This is a genomic window from Aeribacillus sp. FSL K6-3256 (genome assembly GCF_037965805.1).
GTDB classification, from domain to species: Bacteria; Bacillota; Bacilli; order Bacillales; family Aeribacillaceae; genus Aeribacillus; species Aeribacillus composti.
Genome location: NZ_CP150188.1, coordinates 3,273,031 through 3,292,799, shown reverse-complemented (window position 1 = coordinate 3,292,799; position 19,769 = coordinate 3,273,031). Strand labels below are relative to the sequence as shown.

Below are 19,769 nucleotides of genomic sequence, written 5' to 3'. Positions count from 1 at the left end.
TGAAGGAGGAATTGATTATGCCGAAAACGAGCGCAGGCATGAAAATTAAAGTTCTTGATCCTTTTCAAGACGCTAAAACATTATGGTTAGGGCTGGATAAGCCGGAGTTGAACCAGATTCGCAAGGTTTTCCAGCTGATTACTCCGCAAACTGTAGGATCTAAACATATTATGGCTGGAATTACGATTTTTTCCCCCGGGGAAGCAAGCTCCCTTCACAACCATCCAGAATCTGAAGAAATGGACGTAGTTATAAAAGGTTCAGGAGAAGTGGTTGATGGAAATGGAAACCGCCGTCCATTTAAAGAAGGAGACTATATGTTCATACCCGAGGGCGAATATCACCAGCATGTTAATACAGGAAATGAACCGCTTTGGTTGTTGTGGTGCTATAGCCCGCAAGGAAGCCTGCCAGAAGATTAAAGAAGCAATTTTTTGCGGGAAAACAAAAACGATCATTTTCAAAAAGATGGACTAAGAAAGGGGTTATTGACAGGGTAGAAATGAGGATAATCCATGCCATGTCAGCCCTTTTCTGCTCCCCCAAACGCCTAGTTATTAATAAAATCAAAACTATAAACCTTTCGAAAATCAAATTGATTGTAAGATAGGAGTGTGAAAAAATGAAAAAAATTTCTTTCATCTTAATGTCTTGTTTGTTGCTGTTAGTCGGATGTTCAAGCGGTTCGAGTTCGGGAGAAAATAATGAATCAGGCTCAAAATCTTCAGAAACTAAAATTATGAAATTAGCAGTGGCGACTACAAAAGAACGCTCTCTCTCAAAAGGACTTTATAAATTTGGTGAAATCGTCGAAAAAGAAACAAATGGATCTATTAAAGTTGAAGTATATCCCGACGGACAGCTCGGAGGGGATTTAGAAGTATTTGAAGGATTAAAAATGGGATCTATTCAAGGATCAACCATGTCGACTGGGCCGATCGCATCTTTCGCTCCAAGATTTAACGTATTGGACTTACCTTTTTTATTTAAAGACAGAGAAACCGCTTACAAAGTTTTGGATGGCGAAATTGGGCAAGAATTAATGAAAGATCTGGAAGGCACAGGTGTTATTGGTATAAACTACTGGGAAAACGGGTTTCGCCATTTAACGAACAACGTCAAAGAGGTTAAAAGTGTCGATGATATTAAAGGATTAAAAATTCGTACGCTTGAAAACAAGCTTCATATTGATCTGTGGAAAGAATTAGGGGCGAATCCTGTTCCAATGGCTTTTACAGAGCTGTTTACTGCACTTGAACAAGGGGTTGTCGATGGACAGGAAAATCCTGTTGGAAACGTTGCAGCTAATAAAATGTATGAGGTTCAAAAGTACATTACAAAAACCGGTCACGTGTATAATGCAAGCCCGTTTTTAATAAGCGAAAAGTTTTGGAAAACACTTTCCAGCGAAGAACAAGAGATCATAAAAAAAGCAGCTGAAGAAGCGAAAGAATATCAGCGTCAGTTAAATGCAGAAGAAGATGAAAAATTATTTAAAGAGATTGAAAAAGAGGGGATGGTTGTTACAGAGTTAACAGATGAACAAAAGCAAGCGTTTATTGACAAAGTACAGCCAATTTATAAAAAATACGGAAAAGAATTTGGTGAAGATCTAGTTGCTAAATTATTGGAGGCAGGCAAATAAATGATGACACTATTTAACTCTTAGGAGTGTGCTCACTCTTAAGAGTTATTTTCCAATTATTTGAAAGTGAGGAGGAAGTACGGTTGAAAAAGGTTGCATTTATGCTAGATAAGCTGTTGCAGATATTAATGGCGTTATGTTTAGCATCCATGGCAATTCTCGTCTTTGGCAATGTCGTATTGCGTTATGCTTTTCATTCCGGCATTACATGGTCGGAAGAAATGTCGCGTTATCTATTTGTTTGGATGGTGTTTTTAGGAGCCATCGGTGCTTTGAAAGATAACGACCATTTAGGGGTGGATGTACTCTTAAAAAAGCTGCCGCTTGGGGCAAAGCGAATTGTATTTATTTTAAGTAATGCGATTGTTCTTTATGTACTGTGGTTGCTTCTGGATGGAAGCTGGAAGATCACTATGAGCAGCTTGGAAAGCAGAGCTCCTGCCACGAATTTGCCACTCGCTTATGTGTATGGAATGGGTATTGTGGTGAGTATCGGAATGGGAATAATAGTAATATTTAATATTTATCAGGCTCTCTTTCGGCCAAATACGCTTGAAAAGCTTATCCGAATGAAAGAATCGGAAGATGAAATTATGGAAGCGGTTCATGAAGAAATCGTGGAATTACATCATGGGAAAAAACAAGGGATGGCAGGAGGTGAGAGGTAGATGGCTTTTGTTGTTTTTGTCAGCTCATTAATTGGTGTCATGGCGTTGGGGATGCCTATTGCGTTTGCGCTTTTGGTGAGCGGTGTTGCTCTCATGTTTTTTCTGAATATTTTTGACACTCAAATTATGGCACAGAACCTCATTAATGGGGCGAACAGTTTTCCGATGATGGCTATTCCTTTCTTTATTCTTGCGGGAGAATTGATGAACGCAGGAGGCATTTCTAATCGAATTATTAACTTTGCCATGTCTCTTGTCGGTCATATTCGTGGAGGATTAGGATATGTAGCGATCATGGCAAGCGTCCTTTTCGCCGGTTTATCCGGTTCAGCGGTAGCGGATACGGCGGCTCTTGGCGCTATTCTGATTCCGATGATGGTCAAGGCTGGATATGACCGAAATCGGTCTGCTGGGCTCATTGCAGCCGGCGGTATTATTGCCCCGATCATCCCTCCGAGCATACCGATGATTATTTTTGGGGTAACAAGCGGCGTGTCGATTACAAAATTATTTATGGGAGGGATCATTCCAGGGCTTCTTATTGGTTTATGCTTGGTTGTCTGTTGGTGGTTAATGGTAAGAAAAGAGCAGGTAGAAGTCTTCCCCCGAAAATCTGCAAAAGAAGTATTGTCTGCTACCCGTCAGGCTATTTGGGCGCTTTTACTTCCAGCTATTATCGTTGGAGGACTTCGGGGCGGGATTTTTACTCCGACAGAGGCTGCTGTTGTAGCTGCATTTTATGCGTTATTTGTCGGGTTGTTTGTTTATCGAGAACTTAAAATACAAGATTTGTTTAAGGTGTTAGTAGCTGCTGCAAAAACAACAAGCGTTGTAATGTTTCTTGTAGCAGCAGCAATGTTGTCAGCTTGGTTGATAACAGTAGCCAATATTCCATCAATAGCTGCGGATATGCTTGGACCGTTAATCGAGAACAAATTGCTGCTTCTGCTAGCAATTAATGCGTTAGTTCTTTTAGTTGGTACGGCAATGGATTTGACGCCTACTGTTCTGATTTTAACTCCTGTTTTAATGCCTATTATTGAAAAGGCGGGAATCGATCCGGTGTACTTCGGGGTGCTGTTTATACTGAACAACTGCATTGGATTGCTCACTCCTCCAGTTGGTACTGTGTTAAATGTCGCTTGTGGGGTTGGAAAGATAGGAATGGAGGACATTATGAAAGGAATATGGCCTTTTTTACTTGCAGAAACACTTGTTCTTTTACTGCTTATTCTGTTTCCGTCCATTGTTACCGTTCCGCTTCAATGGTTTACAGATATGTAGATTTTTAAAGTGTTTACTATCTGATTTAAAGATACTTTGATTGGACTGAAGGTATTGTTAATTTGCACATTATTTCAGGAAGGATGGAGCAAATGATTGGCTCCTTTTCTGAAATAATGTGCAGTTTTTTATGATTAAATCTTTTATTTTGCGATTTTCTTCAGATACTCGTACTTGAATGAATTTTTCCCTATTCAAAAAAGCTGTCTTTCGCACATCGAGTTTCACTCTCTTGGTGATATTCCACTGCCTCCAATCGCACGATTTCTTTTTCGAACGGGGCTTTTTTCATTTGGTATCCATACAACAGGCAAAGGTGAATCACTTGGAGCCATCTATGAAACGGTTATATGGCGGCTTCCTCCCGACAGAAGTACATATTTGATCTATGCTCTTGTCTATATATAAACCGACTTCAGCCCATTTTTTCAGGTGATTTGTGGTGCTCCCGCAGCCTGAAGGGAGGTGATTATTTATAACATTTTCAAAGCCGTAAAGCATGGAAATAAACAAATTGACAACGTTTTAAATGTAAAGGTATACTTTTCTCAACTGAATTCGTTGATTAATTGCGTTAGCAGGTGATTAGACAGATGGGACGAAAAAAACAGTCCCGCGTGACGCTGCAGGAGGTTGCAAAACACGCGGGTGTGTCGAGGGCTACAGCTTCCCTTGTTGTTCGGGGCAGCCCAAATATTTCAAAAGAAACAAGAGAAAAAGTGTTAAAATCGATAAAAGAGTTGGGATATATATATGATCGTGTTGCAGCGAATTTACGATCCCACCAATCTTCAACAGTTGGTTTGATTATAACAGAGATCGGCAACCCCTTTTTCTCGGAATTATTGGTGGGCGTTCACGAAGCTTTAGATAAAGAAGGATATACCGTAATATTAGGAACGACGTTTGATTCCCCTGATAAACAAGATGCGCTGCTTGCGACAATGCTTGAATATCGTGTCGGCGGGGTAATTATGAGCCCTGTCCCAGGCAGTTCACCAGATATGGTAGAACGGTTAAAGCAATGGGGGATTCCTGTTATTTTAGTAGCGAGAAAAATGCTGTCAGAAGAGCCGTTTGATTATGTCGGAATCGATAATGTTGCAGGCGGACGGATAGCGGCTGAACATTTAATCGAACAAGGCCACCGCCGCATCGCTTTTTTGGGCGGTTTTTCTAATTCATCAGTATGGACAGACCGGAAAAAAGGATTTTGTGAAGCGATTGAACAAGCCGGGCTGGAAATGGATGAATCGCTGTTTGTCCAATCTCCCGCAACTAGGCAAGGGGGAATAGAGGCGATTAAGCGAGTTATGCAGCATCCTCAGCCTCCAACCGGGGTTTTTTGCTATAATGATGTTGTTGCATCTGGTGTTATGCTCGGATTAAAAGAACAAGGCATTGTTCCAGGCAAAGATGTGGCTGTGGTTGGTTTTGATAATATTCCGGAGTCAGCGGTATTCAGCCCTTCTTTAACAACCATTGCAGCTTTTCCTGATCGGCTCGGTGCAAAAGCTGCTGATCTCTTGCATCGGAGAATGAAAGGTGATGAAGAAGAGGCAAAAAAACTGATTTTACAGCCTGAGCTTGTAGTGCGGGAGTCAAGCTGACACACCATGATGAAGAAATCTAGGGAAGTGGATGCGTTATGAAGGAACATGTAGAAATCCCTCTTCGGGAAAAAAATATTGTTTTAATTGGATTTATGGGAGTCGGCAAAACGACTATTGGCCAGTTGGTCGCGAAAAAGCTGTACCGAGATTTCATTGATGTGGATCAGGAGATTGAAAAAAAGCAAAATATGCCCATCTCTTTAATATTTCAAAAATTTGGCGAAGATTATTTCCGAAAAATCGAAAAGGAGTATATTGTTGATATTTGCACGAACACACGCTTGAAGGTTGTATCTTTAGGAGGGGGAGCCTATTTACAAGAAGAGGTCCGCAATGCTTGTTTATCAAACTGCATCGTCTTTTTGCTGGATTTATCTTGGGACAGCTGGAAGGATCGAATGCCGCTTTTAGTCGAGAACCGCCCTCTTTTAAAGGAAAAATCAATGGAGGAAATTGAAAAATTGTTTATAAAACGGCAAAATGCATACTCTCTCCATAACTCAAAAGTATCGACCAATAATCTTGATCCTGAAACAGTAGCAGATGAAATTGTAAATTCGGTGAAATTAACGTGGAGCATCTATGAACCGAACCAATAATATGAGATTATCCCTTTAAATGAATAGTTTGCAAGATGAGATTTGGGAAAGGGATTTAAAAACATGAATGTAGAAAACTTATTGTCTCCTTATCTTCAACTGGCTGATGCTGTCATTGTGACAGATAAAGATCATGTTGTCGTCGCTGTTAACGATGCGTATGAACAAATAACGGGATATAAAAAGGATTTCATTGTCGGCAGAAGAGCAGGTGTCATTAAATCTCATTTGACCCCGGAGCAAACTTATGCTTCGATGAAAAAAGCATTATCGGAAAAAAAGCCTTGGTCCGGTGTTTTTGTGAATCGTAAGAAATCAGGAGAATTATGGCACTCATCTATAACGATAACTCCTATTCTAATAGAAGATGAACTGTTTTTTGTAGGAATTTTTCGGGAATTGGAGCAGCTGGACAGCGGAGCATACGTTCCGCAGGAGCAAATAGAAGAAACAAAAAAATCAATATTGGAAGTGCTGGCGATTTCTTGTGAAATTCAAGATCCAAGCATTGAGGATCATTTGATCAACGTTCGAAAACTAACTGAAAAGCTCATTTATGCTCACAACAGCTATCATAATCTTAATTTATCAGAAGAATATATGAGAAATGTTGCTTATTCCAGCATTTTGCATGATATAGGAAAAGCTGGCATACCTGAAGGAATTTTATATAAACCAGGACCACTAACAAAATATGAACGCTTAATTATGGAGACGCATCCGTTAATAGGCTTTGATATTTTGAAAAAAATAACAAGCAAACTGAAAGATAACTTTTTAAGGCAAAGCTATAAAGTGGCTGAAAATATTATTCTCTTTCACCATGAAAAATGGAATGGAACGGGATATCCGAAAAACTTGAAAGGAGCAGAAATTCCTTTAGAAGCTAGAATTGTTGCGGTTGTCGATGTGTTTGAAGCTTTAACGAGCAGCCGTCCATATAAAGTTGCATGGCCGATTGAAAAAGCGTTGAATTTTTTAGTGGAGCATCAAAATACGCATTTTGATCCAGATGTAGTGGCCTCATTTCTGACAATTAAGGATTTTTAAAAAGAAGGAAATTTTAGTTGAAGATCAACTAAAATTTCCTTCTTTTTTTGAAAATTTTTTATTGTGTTTTTTGTGTAATTGTGTATAATAAATCGTCGTGAAATAAACAATTTTCGATAAATATATTAATTTTTTTTGACAAAAAGTTTACTAGTATTAAACAAATGAGGTTGTTATGATGAAAATTGGGAGGAAAATTCGAAATTTGCGGATAAAAAAAGGTCTGACGCAAGAAGAGCTAAGCGAACGAACCGATTTGTCTAAAGGATACATTTCCCAATTGGAAAGAGATTTAAGCTCTCCCTCATTGGAAACGTTTCTGAATATATTGGATGTGCTGGGATGCAATCCAAAAGATTTTTTCGATGATGAGGATGCCGAGCAAAAAGTAGTTTACGGCAAAGAAGAACGAAAAGTATTTATTGACCAAGAGAGAGGATATAAGGTTGAATGGATTGTTCCTGAATCAAATGAAAAAGAAATGGAGCCGATTCTTTTAACGTTGTTTGAAAAAGGAGAGTTTAAAGTTTTTGAACCATCCTTATCTGAAACGTTTGCCTATGTTCTGAAAGGAACAATAAAAGTTCGGATCGGAACAAAAAAGTATGTGGCAAAGGAAGGAGAATCCATTTATTATCATGCATCCGATGAGCATCAAATTGTCAATGAGGCAGAAAGCATGTCGCAAGTAATTTTAGTGGCAACTGAATCTTATTTATAATTCTTGATGCGGTTGGAGGAAACGTCATGAACAATAAAACAATTATTCGTTTTGAACAAGTGACAAAAAAATATGATGATGATTTGCCAGTATTGGATAATGTAAGTTTTGAAATCGAACGCGGAAAATTTTACACGTTGCTTGGACCTTCAGGATGCGGAAAAACAACCATTCTCCGTCTAATTGCGGGATTTACGGAACCGACCAGCGGCACGATTTATTTTAACGGAAAAAATATTAACCATGTAACGCCGAACAAACGTCAAGTCAATACAGTGTTTCAAGATTATGCCCTTTTTCCGCATCTGAATGTGTTTGAAAATGTTGCCTTTGGCCTTAGAATTAAAAAAATGAAAAAGGATATCATCGAACAAAAAGTAAAAGATGCCCTTCGTTTTGTAAACTTATCTGGCTATGAACAACGGAACATTCAGGAGATGTCAGGAGGACAGCGGCAGCGGGTCGCCATTGCGAGAGCGATAGTCAATGAACCGGAAGTGCTTCTGTTAGACGAACCGTTGTCAGCTCTTGATTTAAAGCTGCGCACGGAAATGCAGTACGAGCTGCGGGAGCTACAGCGCCGGCTCGGCATTACATTTATTTTTGTCACACACGACCAAGAGGAAGCTCTTGCAATGTCTGATGAAATCTTTGTATTAAATAAGGGGAAAATTCAGCAAAGTGGAACGCCGAAAGATATTTATGATGAACCTGTTAACCGCTTTGTGGCAGACTTTATCGGAGAATCGAATATTGTCGCAGGAAAAATGATTCAAGATTATCTTGTTGAATTTGTCGGAAAGCAGTTTGAATGTGTTGATAAAGGCTTTGCTCCGAACGAGGACGTAGAAGTGGTAATTCGACCGGAGGACTTGGAAATAACAACACCTGAAAAAGGAAAGCTGAAGGTTTATGTGGATTCCCAGCTGTTTAGAGGAGTTCATTATGAAATTTGCTGTTATGATAAGGATGGCAACGAGTGGCTTGTTCATTCTACAAAAAAGGCAGAAGTCGGCGAGGAAATTGGTCTTTATTTTGAACCGGAAGCAATACACGTTATGCGTTTAGAAGAAAATTCTCGTATTGGTGTTGCCGATGAAAAGTAATATTCGCGCTTTATACTTCTTACCATATGTGTTATGGATCTTACTATTTGTTGTCGTTCCGATTCTGCTTATCATTTATTATTCGTTTTTTAACATTGAAGGAACATTTTCTTTTGAAAACTACGAGAAATTTTTCACGCCGGTCTATTTGAAAATGGCGTTAAGCTCATTTTGGTATGCGTTTTTAATTACAGCCTTTTCGCTATTGATCGCTTATCCGACAGCTCTTTTATTAACGAAAACAAAACATAAGCAGCTTTGGCTTTTGTTAATCATTTTGCCGATGTGGATCAATTTGCTGTTAAAAGCATACGCCTTTCTCGGCATTTTTGGAACCTATGGAATAGCTAATCATTTTTTGGAATTAATTGGTGTCGGTGCTAAACAAATATTGTTTACAGATTTCAGCTTTGTGTTTGTTTCTGTCTATATTTTCGTTCCATTTATGATTTTGCCGATTTTTAATGCTTTAGAAAAATTAAATCCAACGCTTGTAGATGCAGCTAAGGATCTCGGAGCATCCCCTTGGATTACGTTCCGCCGGGTCATTTTTCCGCTGACGCTGGACGGTGTTAAATCCGGATGCCAAGCAGTGTTTATTCCTGCATTATCGTTATTTATGATTACCCGCTTGATTGCAGGAAACCGGGTAATTACGCTTGGCACAGCAATAGAGCAGCATTTCCTAGTTACTCAAAACTGGGGAATGGGAGCAACCATTGCGGTCTTTTTAATTCTTGCAATGGTGATCATCATGTTTTTAACAGGAAATCGGAAGTGAGGGATGAAAAATGAACAGAAAATGGAAGGTTTCAAATATATATTTAATCATCGTATTTTTCATCTTATACGCTCCGATTTTCTACCTTATTTATTACTCGTTTAACAGCGGCGGAAAAATGCATCATTTTGAAAATTTTACGTTGGACTGGTATAAAGAAGTCCTGCAGGATGTGCGTCTGTTGATTATTGTACTGAATACGATTGTAATTGCTTTGCTTTCTGCGGCGATTTCAACGATCATCGGCGTTTTCGGTGCGCTCGCCATTTACTCCGTCAAAACAAGACGGGTGAAAAATACATTGCTTTCGTTAAATAATGTTCTATTAGTCAGTCCTGATGTCATCATCGGAGCTTCCTTTTTAATTTTGTTTACCATTGTCGGCATTCAGCTTGGTTTTATTTCTGTTTTGCTGTCTCATATCGCCTTTAGTGTGCCGATTGTCGTATTGATGGTATTGCCAAAGCTTCAGGAAATGAGCCCGACATTAATCGATGCGGCAAGAGATTTAGGGGCGAGCCAGTGGAATGTCATAACAAAAGTAGTAATTCCCTATATTACCCCTGGGATTTTTGCTGGATTTTTTATGGCTTTAACCTATTCTTTGGACGATTTCGCCGTTACATTCTTTGTTACTGGAAATGGTTTTTCCACTTTATCTGTTGAAATATATTCAATGGCTCGACAAGGCATTTCCCTTACCATTAATGCTTTGTCAACACTCATTTTCCTTTTAACGATTTTGCTTGTGATCGGCTATTATTTCATCACGCTGCGCTATAATCGTCCGGGAAGATTGGGGGGACGGAAATGAAAAAAATTGTGCAGATGTTTGCGATAGTATTTATCGCTTCGTTTGCCATCCTGTTTTTTATTGCGAGACTGAATGCATCTGAAGGCTACTCCGGTGATAATACCCTTACGATTTACAACTGGGGAGAATATATTGATCCGGAATTGATCGACCGTTTTGAAAAAGAAACAGGTATAAAAGTGATTTACCAAACATTTGATTCAAATGAAGCGATGATGACAAAAATTTCCCAAGGAGGAACAACATTTGATATTGCCGTCCCTTCTGAGTATGCCATTAGCAAAATGAAGGAAGAAGGTCTTCTTATTCCGATTGATCATTCGAAAATTCCTAATTTAAAATATATCAACCCCCGTTTTCTAAATTTATCGTTTGATCCGGGGAATAAATATTCCATTCCATATTTTTGGGGAACGGTCGGCATTTTGTATAATCCGGAAGCTCTTGGGGGAAAAAAGATCGACAGCTGGAATGATTTATGGGATAAAGATATGAAAAATCAAATACTTCTTGTCGACGGCGCCCGAGAGGTAATCGGAATGGGGTTGAACAGTCTTGGTTACTCGTTGAATGATACGAACAAAGATCATTTGCTAGAAGCGAAAAAGAAACTGGATAAACTGACTCCAAACGTGAAGGCGATCGTTGGAGATGAAATCAAAATGCTGATGGCAAACGAAGAAGCAGGTGCCGCTCTCGTCTGGTCGGGAGATGCTGCAGATATCATGTGGGAAAATGAGAAGCTAGATTACGTGGTGCCGAAAGAAGGCTCTAATCTTTGGTTTGATAATATGGTTATTCCGAAAACGGCCAAAAACATAGAAGGCGCTCATAAATTTATCAACTTTATGCTAGACCCGAAAGTGGCAGCGCAAAATGCTGAATATGTCGGCTACTCTACTCCAAATGAAAAGGCGCTTGAATACTTGCCGAAAGAGATTTCTGAAGATGAGCGGTTTTACCCGTCCCCTGAATTAACGGATAAATTGGAAGTGTATGAAAACCTAGGGAAACGAATGCTTTCCTATTATAATGATTTATTTTTAGAATTTAAAATGCACTCGAAATAAAAGGAAACCATCGCCATCCTCAATTTGGGAGGCGATGGTTTTTTAATGATTTTTGCGAAATCTGATCTTTGAAGCAAGAACGAGCTGTTGTTGCAACATATACGGCATAAGCTACCCTTATGTACTGTAAAAATGGATGCATAGTAGATCTAATGGTATTTTGAAGGGCAGCTGTTTGCAGCATAGAAAAAATGCGCATATGGGCTTTTAAAATCGAAAACAAGAATCGGCACTTTGCCGGTTTCTGCTCATCGCGCTCACCTTTAAAAGAGTGTGGTTATGAACATTTCCTTAGCTGCTGCCGCATCCTCCGCCGCAGCTGCTTCCGCAATTTGAACTGGAGCATCCTGAAGAAGAGCATCCGGAACTCCCTGAATGATCATTGGAATCGCTGAGTGCAGCCCCGCATGCATAAACAGAACCTCCGCTTGTCCCTGCATCCTTATTCAAAAGCTGCGACATTTTTTCTGTATAACTGTCCTGCTCGTACAGCGATAAAAATACCATAGCCGGCAGCAACATCGAGTACGTATCGTCTGTTTTTATTTCCTTGCGGAGCGATTTGTTTTGCCGTTTCATTTCTTCTGCTTTTTCAATATCGTTTTTCAGCTGTTCAAGCAGCTTTGTTTGTAATGGCTTGATCGGGTCAAACGAACGAAAATATTTATCAAACAGTTTTTCGTCACTAGCTGAGCGAACTTCTTCCAAAAGTGTTTTGCTTAGCGGATTTTTTAAAAAACCTCCCCACAGCTTCGTGCTGTTTGGATAGATTTCAAATAAGTGCAAATACATCCAATCAAAAAGGGCTCTTTCATGGGGAATCGGTGTCCGTTCCACATTAGGGCTGTGATGCAGAAACGATCCAAAAAATTTTTTTGAAAAATTTTCGTATTCTTTCGTAAACATAATCATTTCATGCCATATTTCATCCACTTCATCGCTGAACATTGGAACTGATTTTAAAATTCCTGCCAACAAAAAATATCTTTTTAATTCAAATAGGCGCCAGTTAAAGTCCGTTTCGGTCCAACTAGGATGATTTGCTAACACTCTTTTCTTTACTTTTTCCATATATTCTGAGTTTAGAGAGTCTTCCAAACGAGAGATAATTGGCAGCCCTTCTGGAATGCGGCAGGCTAATTCTGCCGGGACAGCCTCTTGAACAAGCTTTAATGATCTTTTTTTCTTCGTTTTATTGATATTGACAACGATGAACATAATGAAAATACCAATGATCAATCCTACTAAAAGCTCAGTCATAATATCCCTCCACAACACTATATATATCTTAATTATACTATTGGAATAGGAAATTTATAGAAACGATTTTCGTGAAACTCGAATATTGTATAATTTCAAAAATATCGTAAAATGGAAAGAGCAAAAAATTCCTATTTAATCATATAGAAAGGTTTTGGCGATGAACGTTCAAAAAATAAATATAGCAGGGAAAAAAGATCATATTATTTTTTTTACAGTTATCTTTTGCTTTTGGTTTTCCATTTATATTTATGTTCCAATCTTTGGGGTTTATTTAGAACATTTGCAGTTTGACTATTCACTTGTTGGCATTATTTTTGGCAGTTACGGCATCACCCAGATTTTGATTCGTTTGCCTCTTGGAGTTTTATCAGACTATTTAGGGCAAATGAGAAAAGGAATGCTTATAGCTGGTTTTTTTATGGCGTTTGCCAGCGGAATCCTGTTTCTTTTCTTTCAATCATTTATCCCGATTTTTATTGCAAGACTTCTTTCAGGAATTACCGCGTCGATGTGGGTAATGGCTACTACATTATACGCTCAATATTTTACGGAAAGTCAATCTTCCAAAGCGATGGGAAATTCTCCAGTTTATGACGGTCGTTTCCCAATTTATTAGCATGGCTATCAGCGGGAAAATTGTAGAGTGGTTCGGCTGGGAAATGCCGTTTCTCATTGGGACCGTCATGGCTTTGATTGGTCTTATTCTTTCATTTCGCATTAAAGAAATCGGCGATAAGGTGAATCTTATTGATTTCAAATATATGAGTCAATTAAAATATGTTCTCGGCATCAAGCCGCTTTGGGGCATCTCAGCTTTATCGCTTGCCGGACACGGAATTTTGTTTATGACGATTTTTGGATTTACACCGGTTTATGTCTCGAAAATCGGATTTAGTGAGTCCGTGTTTTTTTGGGTCGTCACTTCCTTTTTTATTCCGCATGCAGCTGCATCATTGCTGCTTGCCTATTTTCCTGTTAGAAAGCAAAAACAACTGCTTTTGCTTTCATTTATTTTAAGCGGATTATTTCATCTTCTGTTGCCGTTGTCAAATTCGATTCTATGGATTTGCTTCATGCATATTTTCATAGGGTTTTGGCTTGGTTTTATTTTTCCGCTGCTGCTTGCGATGGTTATTCAAAGCTGTCAAGAAGCATATCGGACGACCGCAATGGGCTTTTATCAATCATTTTATGCAATCGGCATTTTCACTGGTCCGATGTTAGCGGGCTTTATTGCAGATCACATCGGTTTTTATGAAGTGTTTCTTGCAACAGGCCTGCTTGCCTTTGCAGCTGCTTTTCTGTCTTTATTCATTCCAAGCTCCCGCATGGAAAGGAAAGCGGAGCGAATCTCTTCGTAAAGAGATAAAGTGGAATACGAACATTTTTTCATATTAGCGTTGAATCCTATATTGCTTGGGAATATGAAATGACATCTTGCTATAAATGAAAATGGCTGGCTGTTTTTGCACGGAGAGATCAACGGTCTTTTTCATCTATGTATGTTGTTTTTTCAGTTTCAATTCGATAACTTCCATAAGAACCTCTCAATTTGTAGCGGCTGAGCTATATTTGCTCAGCCGTTTTTTTCTGCCAATTTTTTAAACAACTTGTCAAAGAAAATAAACAGAACAACATGAAAAAAATAGTGGCTAATTGATAATAAACGAGGTTCATTGATTGGTAGATCAACGGTTTTAAACTCCTTTATTAAAATTATTATAATTTACTATTGATTTTTAATTAAAATATGTTATCATATAGTTGTAATGATTAGAGAAATATTATTTTAAATTATGAGGTGATCGGTAAATGGGAGAGAATAAAAAGCTTACGACGAGCTGGGGTGCTCCTGTAGGGGACAATCAAAATTCGATGACAGCAGGCCATCGAGGTCCGACATTAATTCAAGACGTACATCTTCTGGAAAAACTAGCCCATTTTAATAGAGAAAGAGTTCCTGAACGAGTTGTTCACGCAAAAGGTGCCGGTGCTCACGGATACTTTGAAGTGACAAATGATATGTCAAAATATACGAAAGCGAAAGTCTTCAACGGAGTAGGCAAGCGAACACCAGTATTTGTAAGATTCTCAACTGTTGCAGGTGAGCTTGGCTCCGCTGATACGGTCCGCGATCCGCGCGGTTTTGCCGTTAAGTTTTACACAGAAGAAGGAAACTATGACATCGTAGGAAACAACACGCCGATTTTCTTCATTCGCGATGCGATTAAATTCCCTGATTTTATCCACACACAAAAACGCGATCCAAAAACACATTTGAAAAATCCTACTGCCGTATGGGATTTTTGGTCTCTATCGCCTGAATCATTGCACCAAGTAACTTATTTGATGGGAGATCGCGGAATTCCGGCAACATACCGTCATATGAATGGTTATGGAAGCCATACATTTAAATGGACAAACGAAGACGGGGAAAGCGTCTGGATCAAATATCATTTCAAAACTGACCAAGGTATAAAAAACCTTGATACGAAAACAGCTGTAAAAATTGCCGGAGAAAATCCGGATTATCATACAGAGGATTTATTCAATGCGATTGAAAACGGAGACTATCCTTCTTGGACGCTTTATGTGCAAATCATGCCGCTTGAAGATGCCAACACATACAGATGGGATCCATTTGACGTGACAAAAGTATGGTCTCACAAAGATTATCCATTAATTGAAGTAGGAAAATTAGTATTAAATAAAAACCCTGAAAACTATTTTGCAGAAGTTGAGCAAGCTGCATTCTCACCGGGAAACCTAGTTCCAGGAGTCGATGTATCGCCGGACAAAATGCTGCAAGGTCGTCTCTTTGCATATCATGATGCACATCGCTACCGCATCGGGGCAAACTATAACTCACTTCCAATCAACCGTCCGCGAGTTGAAGTGAACAACTATCAACGCGATGGATTTATGCGCTTTGACTCAAATGGCGGAGGCTCTGTATATTATGAACCAAACAGCTTTGGCGGTCCAAAAGAAACACCTGAAGCAAAACAAGCATCATACCCAGTATCAGGTGTTGCGGAAAACGTTCCTTATGACCATGATGACCATTATACTCAAGCGGGCGACTTATACCGTCTCATGAGTGAAGATGAAAGAGCACGCCTTATTGAAAATATTGTAAATTCAATGAAGCCAGTTAAGCTGGAGGAAATAAAACTCCGCCAAATCGGCCACTTCTACAAAGCAGATCCTGAATATGGAACCCGCGTTGCAGAAGGTCTTGGTTTGCAAGTGCCTGAAGAAGTAAAAAAAGGTTAATAAATATTTCATAGCTGGACGATCTCGGAAGGTTCAAACGAACTTTTCGGGGTCGTCTTAATTTTTGTCACTTTCGAAAAAATATTTGGAATTACAACCTGCTTGCTTGTGAATGCGTCAGCTTTCAAACAATAGTTGGAATTACCACACGTCCCATAAAAACATATAATTGCCTTCTTTAACAGGGAAAAGTAAAAATAGTTAAAAAATTTTTTATAAAGTTGTATGATGGAAAATATAAATAGTTTCGTTCATACTTTTTGGAGGCTATGCTTATGAAAGAAGTGGCGTCTTTCTTAAAACCGTACCGCTTGGCGGTTGTTATTGCTCTTGCTCTCATGTTAACCGAGCTGACAGTGGAGCTTGTCCAGCCTTTGTTTATGGCAAAAATTGTAGATGATGGAATTTTGAAAAGGGATTTATCAGCTGTCGTCCATTGGGGGCTGGTGATGGTTGGTGTATCGGCTCTTGCCTTTGCAGCAGGCATCATTAATTCATTTTTTGCGGCGCATGTCAGCCAGAGCTTTGGATTTGATATTAGAAAAGTTCTTTTTGGGAAAATTCAATCCTTTTCATTTGCGAACTATAATCAATTTTCCAATTCATCTTTCATTACAAGGATGACAAATGATGTCTCCCAAGTGCAAAACACAATTTTTATGGGACTTCGGATTATGCTGCGTGCTCCATTGTTGGTGATCGGCGGCGCGGTTATGGCTCTAGCAGTAAATTTTACATTATCCTTCATTCTCATCGTCATTCTTCCGTGCCTGATCTTTTTTCTTTTATGGGTGATGAAAAGAGCAGGATCGATGTTTCGAATCGTGCAAGAAAAGCTGGATACGGTGAATAAAGTCATACAGGAAAACTTGACGAATATGCGCTTAATCAAAGCTTTTTTGCGAAATGACTATGAAGTTAATCGCTTTCAGAAGGCGAACAAAGATTTAAAAGACCAAACAATTTTCGTGCTCCGCTTTATGGAAATTATGCAGCCTGTCTTGCTTTTTGTAATGAATGTAAGCATTTTAATTATTTTATGGGCGGCTCATGCTGGACCAAGTGAGGCAAAAGTAGGTGAAGTCGTTGCGATCGTCAATTATTCAACGAGGATCATTTCTGTTTTATCTATGCTGTCTTTTATTGTCTCTGGTTTTTCCAGGGCAAAAGCCTCCAGCTTAAGGATTTCGGAGGTGCTTCAAACAGAAGTAAAATTGACTGATGAGCTTGCCGAATCAAGTCATCAAATAACAGAGGGAAAAATTGAATTTCGATCGGTGTCCTTTGCATACCCGGATTCAGCCGTTAAGGTGCTTGATGATGTATCGTTTACGGTAAATGCTGGAGAAACTATGGCGGTGATGGGGGCTACCGGCTCCGGCAAATCGACTCTTTTCAATTTAATTCCGCGATTATATGACTTAGAAAAAGGAGCCGTTTATATTGACGGTTTCGATATACGTACGATCAAGCTTGAGCATTTAAGAAGGTCAATTGGGATGGTTCCGCAAGAATCGCTGTTATTCACTGGAACGGTAAAAGATAATATTTTATGGGGAAAAGAAGATGCTACTATGGAAGAAATCATTGATGCTGCAAAGGATGCCCAAATACATGATACGATTTTAAAGCTCCCTCATGGATATGATACCCTTATCAGCCAAAAAGGCGTGAATCTTTCCGGAGGGCAAAAGCAGCGAATTTCGATTGCCAGAGCGCTTGTCCGAAAGCCAAAAATATTGCTGCTTGATGACAGCACGAGTGCTTTAGACTTAAAGACGGAAAGAAAACTGCTTCAAGCATTGATGAAATATCCATGTACGACCTTGATCATTACGCAAAAAATTTTAACAGCGATGGCGGCTGATAAAATTTTGCTACTAGAAAACGGAAAGGTGCTTGCGAAAGGAAGGCATGATGAATTAATACGCAGCGTTCCACTTTACCAAAAAATCTATGAATCACAATATGGAAAGGATGGCATCCGTCATGCTCAAAAGTCTTATTGAACCTTTCCGATATGAAAAACTAAAGCTGACAAATGAGTCAAAAGTGAAGAAAAGCTCTTCAAAAGTTAAAGACTGGAAAGGAACATTAAAAAGAATTTGGGGATATATGTCAGATCAAAAGGTTTTGTTTTTATTCGTTTTGCTCATGGTTTTTATTAGCACAGTTTTAACAATCCTTGGGCCTTTTTTAGTAGGGAAAGGGATCGACATTTATATTGTAGAAAAAAGCGGAAATCACTTTTTCTTTTTTTTCGTCGTTCTTGTTTTAATCTATGCATTGCATTCCCTTTCCATTTGGCTGCAAAACATATGGATGATCAAAGTGGCGCAAAATACTGTGTATAAAATAAGATCCGATCTATTTCGCCAGTTTCATCTTCTTCCCATTTCTTTTTTTGATCAGAAAAAAACGGGAGAGCTGATGAGCAGAATGACCAATGATGTTGAAAACGTCAGCTCGACATTAAACAGCTCAGTGATTCAAATCTCATCCAGTGTTCTTACATTAATTGGTGTTGTTTCTGTTATGTTATGGATGAGCCCTTTTTTAACAATCATCACCTTAATAGTTGTTCCTTTATTGATTGTAGGTATGAAATGGATTACCCGGCGGACTGGACAATTGTTTAAAGAGCAGCAGCGAAGTTTAGGAGAACTGAATGGATACATTGAAGAAACCATCACTGGTCAGCGAATTGTCAAAACCTTTTCACAAGAGAACCGGGTTATGCATGAGTTTTTAGAAAAAAATGAAAGGCTGCGGAGATCTTCATTTTGGGCTCAGACGATTTCCGGTTTTATCCCAAAGCTTATGCACGTATTAAACAATTTAAGTTTTACATTGATTGCAGGGTTCGGTGGAATCTTTGCTCTAAAAGGGTGGATAACCATCGGAACGATTGTTGTTTTTGCGGAGTACGCCAGGCAGTTTACACGGCCTTTAAATGATCTTGCCAATCAATTTAATACATTATTATCTGCGGTTGCCGGTGCAGAGCGGGTATTTGATTTGCTCGATGAGCAGGCAGAGGAAGCTGATTTTGGAGAATATGTACAATCCGCAAATATAAAAGGAGACATTGTGTTTGATCGAGTATCTTTTTCATACGGGGAAGAGAGCCAAACGATAAAAAATATTAGCTTTCATGTTTCTCCGGGAGAAACAGTTGCCCTTGTCGGTGCCACCGGCGCCGGAAAAACAACGATCATCAATTTACTGGCACGCTTTTATGAAGTAAATGAAGGGAGAATTTTGATAGATGGAAAGGATATTTCCAAATTAAGACGGAGTGAACTTCGTCAAGCAATGGGGTTTGTATTGCAGGATCCTTTTTTGTTTCACACGACAATTCGTGAAAATATCCGATATGGAAGATTGGATGCAACAGATGAGGAAGTGGAGGAAGCGGCAAAGCTAGCAAATGCTCATTCATTTATTAAAAACCTACCTGATCAATATGATACAATCATTAACGAAGGTGGAACGAGCATCAGTCAAGGTCAAAAACAACTTCTTTCAATTGCGAGGGCGATTTTAAAAAATCCGTCCATTTTATTGCTGGATGAAGCGACAAGCAGCATTGACACTGTAACAGAATTAAAGATTCAAGAAGCGCTGGAGAGGCTGATGAAGGGGAGAACAAGCTTTGTGATCGCTCATCGGCTGAATACGATTAAAAAAGCAGATCAAATATTTGTTATCCAGGATGGCCGCATTGTGGAAAAAGGATCTCATGATGAATTGCTGGAAAAAGAGGGATTTTATTTTGATTTAGTCACAAACCAGCTAAAACCGCAATTAAAAACGAAAGACATGTTGTCAGAAATAAAGGATCATATATAATGAATATAATCACTTTACTTTGTTAAA

The 19,769-nt window shown here is 39.0% G+C and carries 18 protein-coding genes; 17 read left to right on the top strand and 1 reads right to left on the bottom strand.

Features of this window, described 5'->3' with window-relative positions; all coding sequences use genetic code 11:
- Nucleotides 1-17: 17 nt before the first annotated feature.
- The 12 genes from NSQ84_RS15890 (at nt 18) to NSQ84_RS15835 (ending at nt 11,351) form a co-directional block, all read left to right on the top strand.
- Nucleotides 18-422: a cupin domain-containing protein gene (locus NSQ84_RS15890; RefSeq protein ID WP_242009354.1), complete on the top strand. Its 405-nt coding sequence runs from the start codon at nt 18-20 to the stop codon at nt 420-422.
- A gap of 200 nt (nt 423-622) precedes the next feature.
- Nucleotides 623-1,645: a DctP family TRAP transporter solute-binding subunit gene (locus tag NSQ84_RS15885; protein WP_066250033.1), complete on the top strand. Its 1,023-nt coding sequence runs from the start codon at nt 623-625 to the stop codon at nt 1,643-1,645.
- Between the two features lie 83 nt (nt 1,646-1,728).
- A complete protein-coding gene (locus NSQ84_RS15880; RefSeq protein WP_066250031.1) occupies nt 1,729-2,313 on the top strand; it encodes a TRAP transporter small permease in 585 nt (194 codons plus the stop codon).
- Entirely contained in the window at nt 2,314-3,597 is a 1,284-nt protein-coding gene (locus NSQ84_RS15875) for a TRAP transporter large permease subunit (RefSeq protein ID WP_063386816.1), read from the top strand.
- Between the two features lie 593 nt (nt 3,598-4,190).
- Complete coding sequence (locus NSQ84_RS15870; RefSeq protein ID WP_066250028.1) at nt 4,191-5,207, top strand: LacI family DNA-binding transcriptional regulator; 1,017 nt, start codon at nt 4,191-4,193, stop codon at nt 5,205-5,207.
- Between the two features lie 38 nt (nt 5,208-5,245).
- Nucleotides 5,246-5,809 (top strand): shikimate kinase, encoded by a 564-nt coding sequence (locus NSQ84_RS15865; protein WP_063386814.1) that lies wholly within the window; start codon nt 5,246-5,248, stop codon nt 5,807-5,809.
- A gap of 63 nt (nt 5,810-5,872) precedes the next feature.
- On the top strand, nt 5,873-6,859 hold the full coding sequence (locus NSQ84_RS15860; RefSeq protein ID WP_063386813.1) for an HD domain-containing phosphohydrolase: 987 nt from the start codon (nt 5,873-5,875) through the stop codon (nt 6,857-6,859).
- A gap of 178 nt (nt 6,860-7,037) precedes the next feature.
- A complete protein-coding gene (locus tag NSQ84_RS15855) occupies nt 7,038-7,580 on the top strand; it encodes an XRE family transcriptional regulator (protein WP_066250024.1) in 543 nt (180 codons plus the stop codon).
- Nucleotides 7,581-7,606: 26 nt separating this feature from the next.
- Nucleotides 7,607-8,686, top strand: a complete 1,080-nt coding sequence (locus NSQ84_RS15850) for an ABC transporter ATP-binding protein (protein WP_066250021.1) — start codon at nt 7,607-7,609, stop codon at nt 8,684-8,686.
- On the top strand, nt 8,676-9,467 hold the full coding sequence (locus NSQ84_RS15845; protein WP_063386810.1) for an ABC transporter permease: 792 nt from the start codon (nt 8,676-8,678) through the stop codon (nt 9,465-9,467). Before NSQ84_RS15850 ends, NSQ84_RS15845 begins: the two co-directional genes overlap by 11 nt.
- 10 nt (nt 9,468-9,477) lie before the next feature.
- Nucleotides 9,478-10,281 (top strand): ABC transporter permease, encoded by an 804-nt coding sequence (locus NSQ84_RS15840; RefSeq protein ID WP_130157449.1) that lies wholly within the window; start codon nt 9,478-9,480, stop codon nt 10,279-10,281.
- Entirely contained in the window at nt 10,278-11,351 is a 1,074-nt protein-coding gene (locus tag NSQ84_RS15835; RefSeq protein ID WP_063386808.1) for an ABC transporter substrate-binding protein, read from the top strand. Before NSQ84_RS15840 ends, NSQ84_RS15835 begins: the two co-directional genes overlap by 4 nt.
- A gap of 291 nt (nt 11,352-11,642) precedes the next feature.
- Here the strand turns inward: NSQ84_RS15835 and NSQ84_RS15830 are convergent, their stop codons facing one another.
- Complete coding sequence (locus NSQ84_RS15830; RefSeq protein ID WP_339212112.1) at nt 11,643-12,611, bottom strand: hypothetical protein; 969 nt, start codon at nt 12,609-12,611, stop codon at nt 11,643-11,645.
- A 160-nt stretch (nt 12,612-12,771) separates the two neighbouring features.
- Here NSQ84_RS15830 and NSQ84_RS15825 point away from each other — a divergent pair, with 160 nt between their 5' ends.
- The 5 genes from NSQ84_RS15825 (at nt 12,772) to NSQ84_RS15805 (ending at nt 19,742) form a co-directional block, all read left to right on the top strand.
- The gene (locus tag NSQ84_RS15825) at nt 12,772-13,230 is read left to right on the top strand and encodes an MFS transporter (RefSeq protein WP_339212111.1); all 459 of its coding nucleotides are present in this window, start codon (nt 12,772-12,774) and stop codon (nt 13,228-13,230) included.
- On the top strand, nt 13,205-13,975 hold the full coding sequence (locus tag NSQ84_RS15820; protein ID WP_339212110.1) for an MFS transporter: 771 nt from the start codon (nt 13,205-13,207) through the stop codon (nt 13,973-13,975). The genes NSQ84_RS15825 and NSQ84_RS15820 overlap by 26 nt, the downstream gene beginning before the upstream one ends.
- 451 nt (nt 13,976-14,426) lie before the next feature.
- Nucleotides 14,427-15,890, top strand: coding sequence for a catalase KatA (katA, locus tag NSQ84_RS15815; RefSeq protein WP_117017086.1), 1,464 nt, complete (start codon nt 14,427-14,429; stop codon nt 15,888-15,890).
- A gap of 275 nt (nt 15,891-16,165) precedes the next feature.
- Complete coding sequence (locus NSQ84_RS15810) at nt 16,166-17,899, top strand: ABC transporter ATP-binding protein (RefSeq protein WP_339212109.1); 1,734 nt, start codon at nt 16,166-16,168, stop codon at nt 17,897-17,899.
- On the top strand, nt 17,880-19,742 hold the full coding sequence (locus NSQ84_RS15805; protein WP_339212107.1) for an ABC transporter ATP-binding protein: 1,863 nt from the start codon (nt 17,880-17,882) through the stop codon (nt 19,740-19,742). The genes NSQ84_RS15810 and NSQ84_RS15805 overlap by 20 nt, the downstream gene beginning before the upstream one ends.
- The last annotated feature ends 27 nt before the right edge of the window (nt 19,743-19,769 follow it).

Bases quoted from the DNA above. Each gene is read 5' to 3' on its own strand.
- NSQ84_RS15890 (WP_242009354.1), top strand. From the start codon at position 18: ATGCCGAAAACGAGCGCAGGCATGAAAATTAAAGTTCTTGATCCTTTT.
- NSQ84_RS15885 (WP_066250033.1), top strand. From the start codon at position 623: ATGAAAAAAATTTCTTTCATCTTAATGTCTTGTTTGTTGCTGTTAGTC.
- NSQ84_RS15875 (WP_063386816.1), top strand. From the start codon at position 2,314: ATGGCTTTTGTTGTTTTTGTCAGCTCATTAATTGGTGTCATGGCGTTG.
- NSQ84_RS15870 (WP_066250028.1), top strand. From the start codon at position 4,191: ATGGGACGAAAAAAACAGTCCCGCGTGACGCTGCAGGAGGTTGCAAAA.
- NSQ84_RS15865 (WP_063386814.1), top strand. From the start codon at position 5,246: ATGAAGGAACATGTAGAAATCCCTCTTCGGGAAAAAAATATTGTTTTA.
- NSQ84_RS15860 (WP_063386813.1), top strand. From the start codon at position 5,873: ATGAATGTAGAAAACTTATTGTCTCCTTATCTTCAACTGGCTGATGCT.
- NSQ84_RS15855 (WP_066250024.1), top strand. From the start codon at position 7,038: ATGAAAATTGGGAGGAAAATTCGAAATTTGCGGATAAAAAAAGGTCTG.
- NSQ84_RS15850 (WP_066250021.1), top strand. From the start codon at position 7,607: ATGAACAATAAAACAATTATTCGTTTTGAACAAGTGACAAAAAAATAT.
- NSQ84_RS15845 (WP_063386810.1), top strand. From the start codon at position 8,676: ATGAAAAGTAATATTCGCGCTTTATACTTCTTACCATATGTGTTATGG.
- NSQ84_RS15840 (WP_130157449.1), top strand. From the start codon at position 9,478: ATGAACAGAAAATGGAAGGTTTCAAATATATATTTAATCATCGTATTT.
- NSQ84_RS15835 (WP_063386808.1), top strand. From the start codon at position 10,278: ATGAAAAAAATTGTGCAGATGTTTGCGATAGTATTTATCGCTTCGTTT.
- NSQ84_RS15830 (WP_339212112.1), bottom strand. From the start codon at position 12,611: ATGACTGAGCTTTTAGTAGGATTGATCATTGGTATTTTCATTATGTTC.
- NSQ84_RS15825 (WP_339212111.1), top strand. From the start codon at position 12,772: ATGAACGTTCAAAAAATAAATATAGCAGGGAAAAAAGATCATATTATT.
- NSQ84_RS15820 (WP_339212110.1), top strand. From the start codon at position 13,205: ATGACGGTCGTTTCCCAATTTATTAGCATGGCTATCAGCGGGAAAATT.
- katA (WP_117017086.1), top strand. From the start codon at position 14,427: ATGGGAGAGAATAAAAAGCTTACGACGAGCTGGGGTGCTCCTGTAGGG.
- NSQ84_RS15810 (WP_339212109.1), top strand. From the start codon at position 16,166: ATGAAAGAAGTGGCGTCTTTCTTAAAACCGTACCGCTTGGCGGTTGTT.
- NSQ84_RS15805 (WP_339212107.1), top strand. From the start codon at position 17,880: ATGCTCAAAAGTCTTATTGAACCTTTCCGATATGAAAAACTAAAGCTG.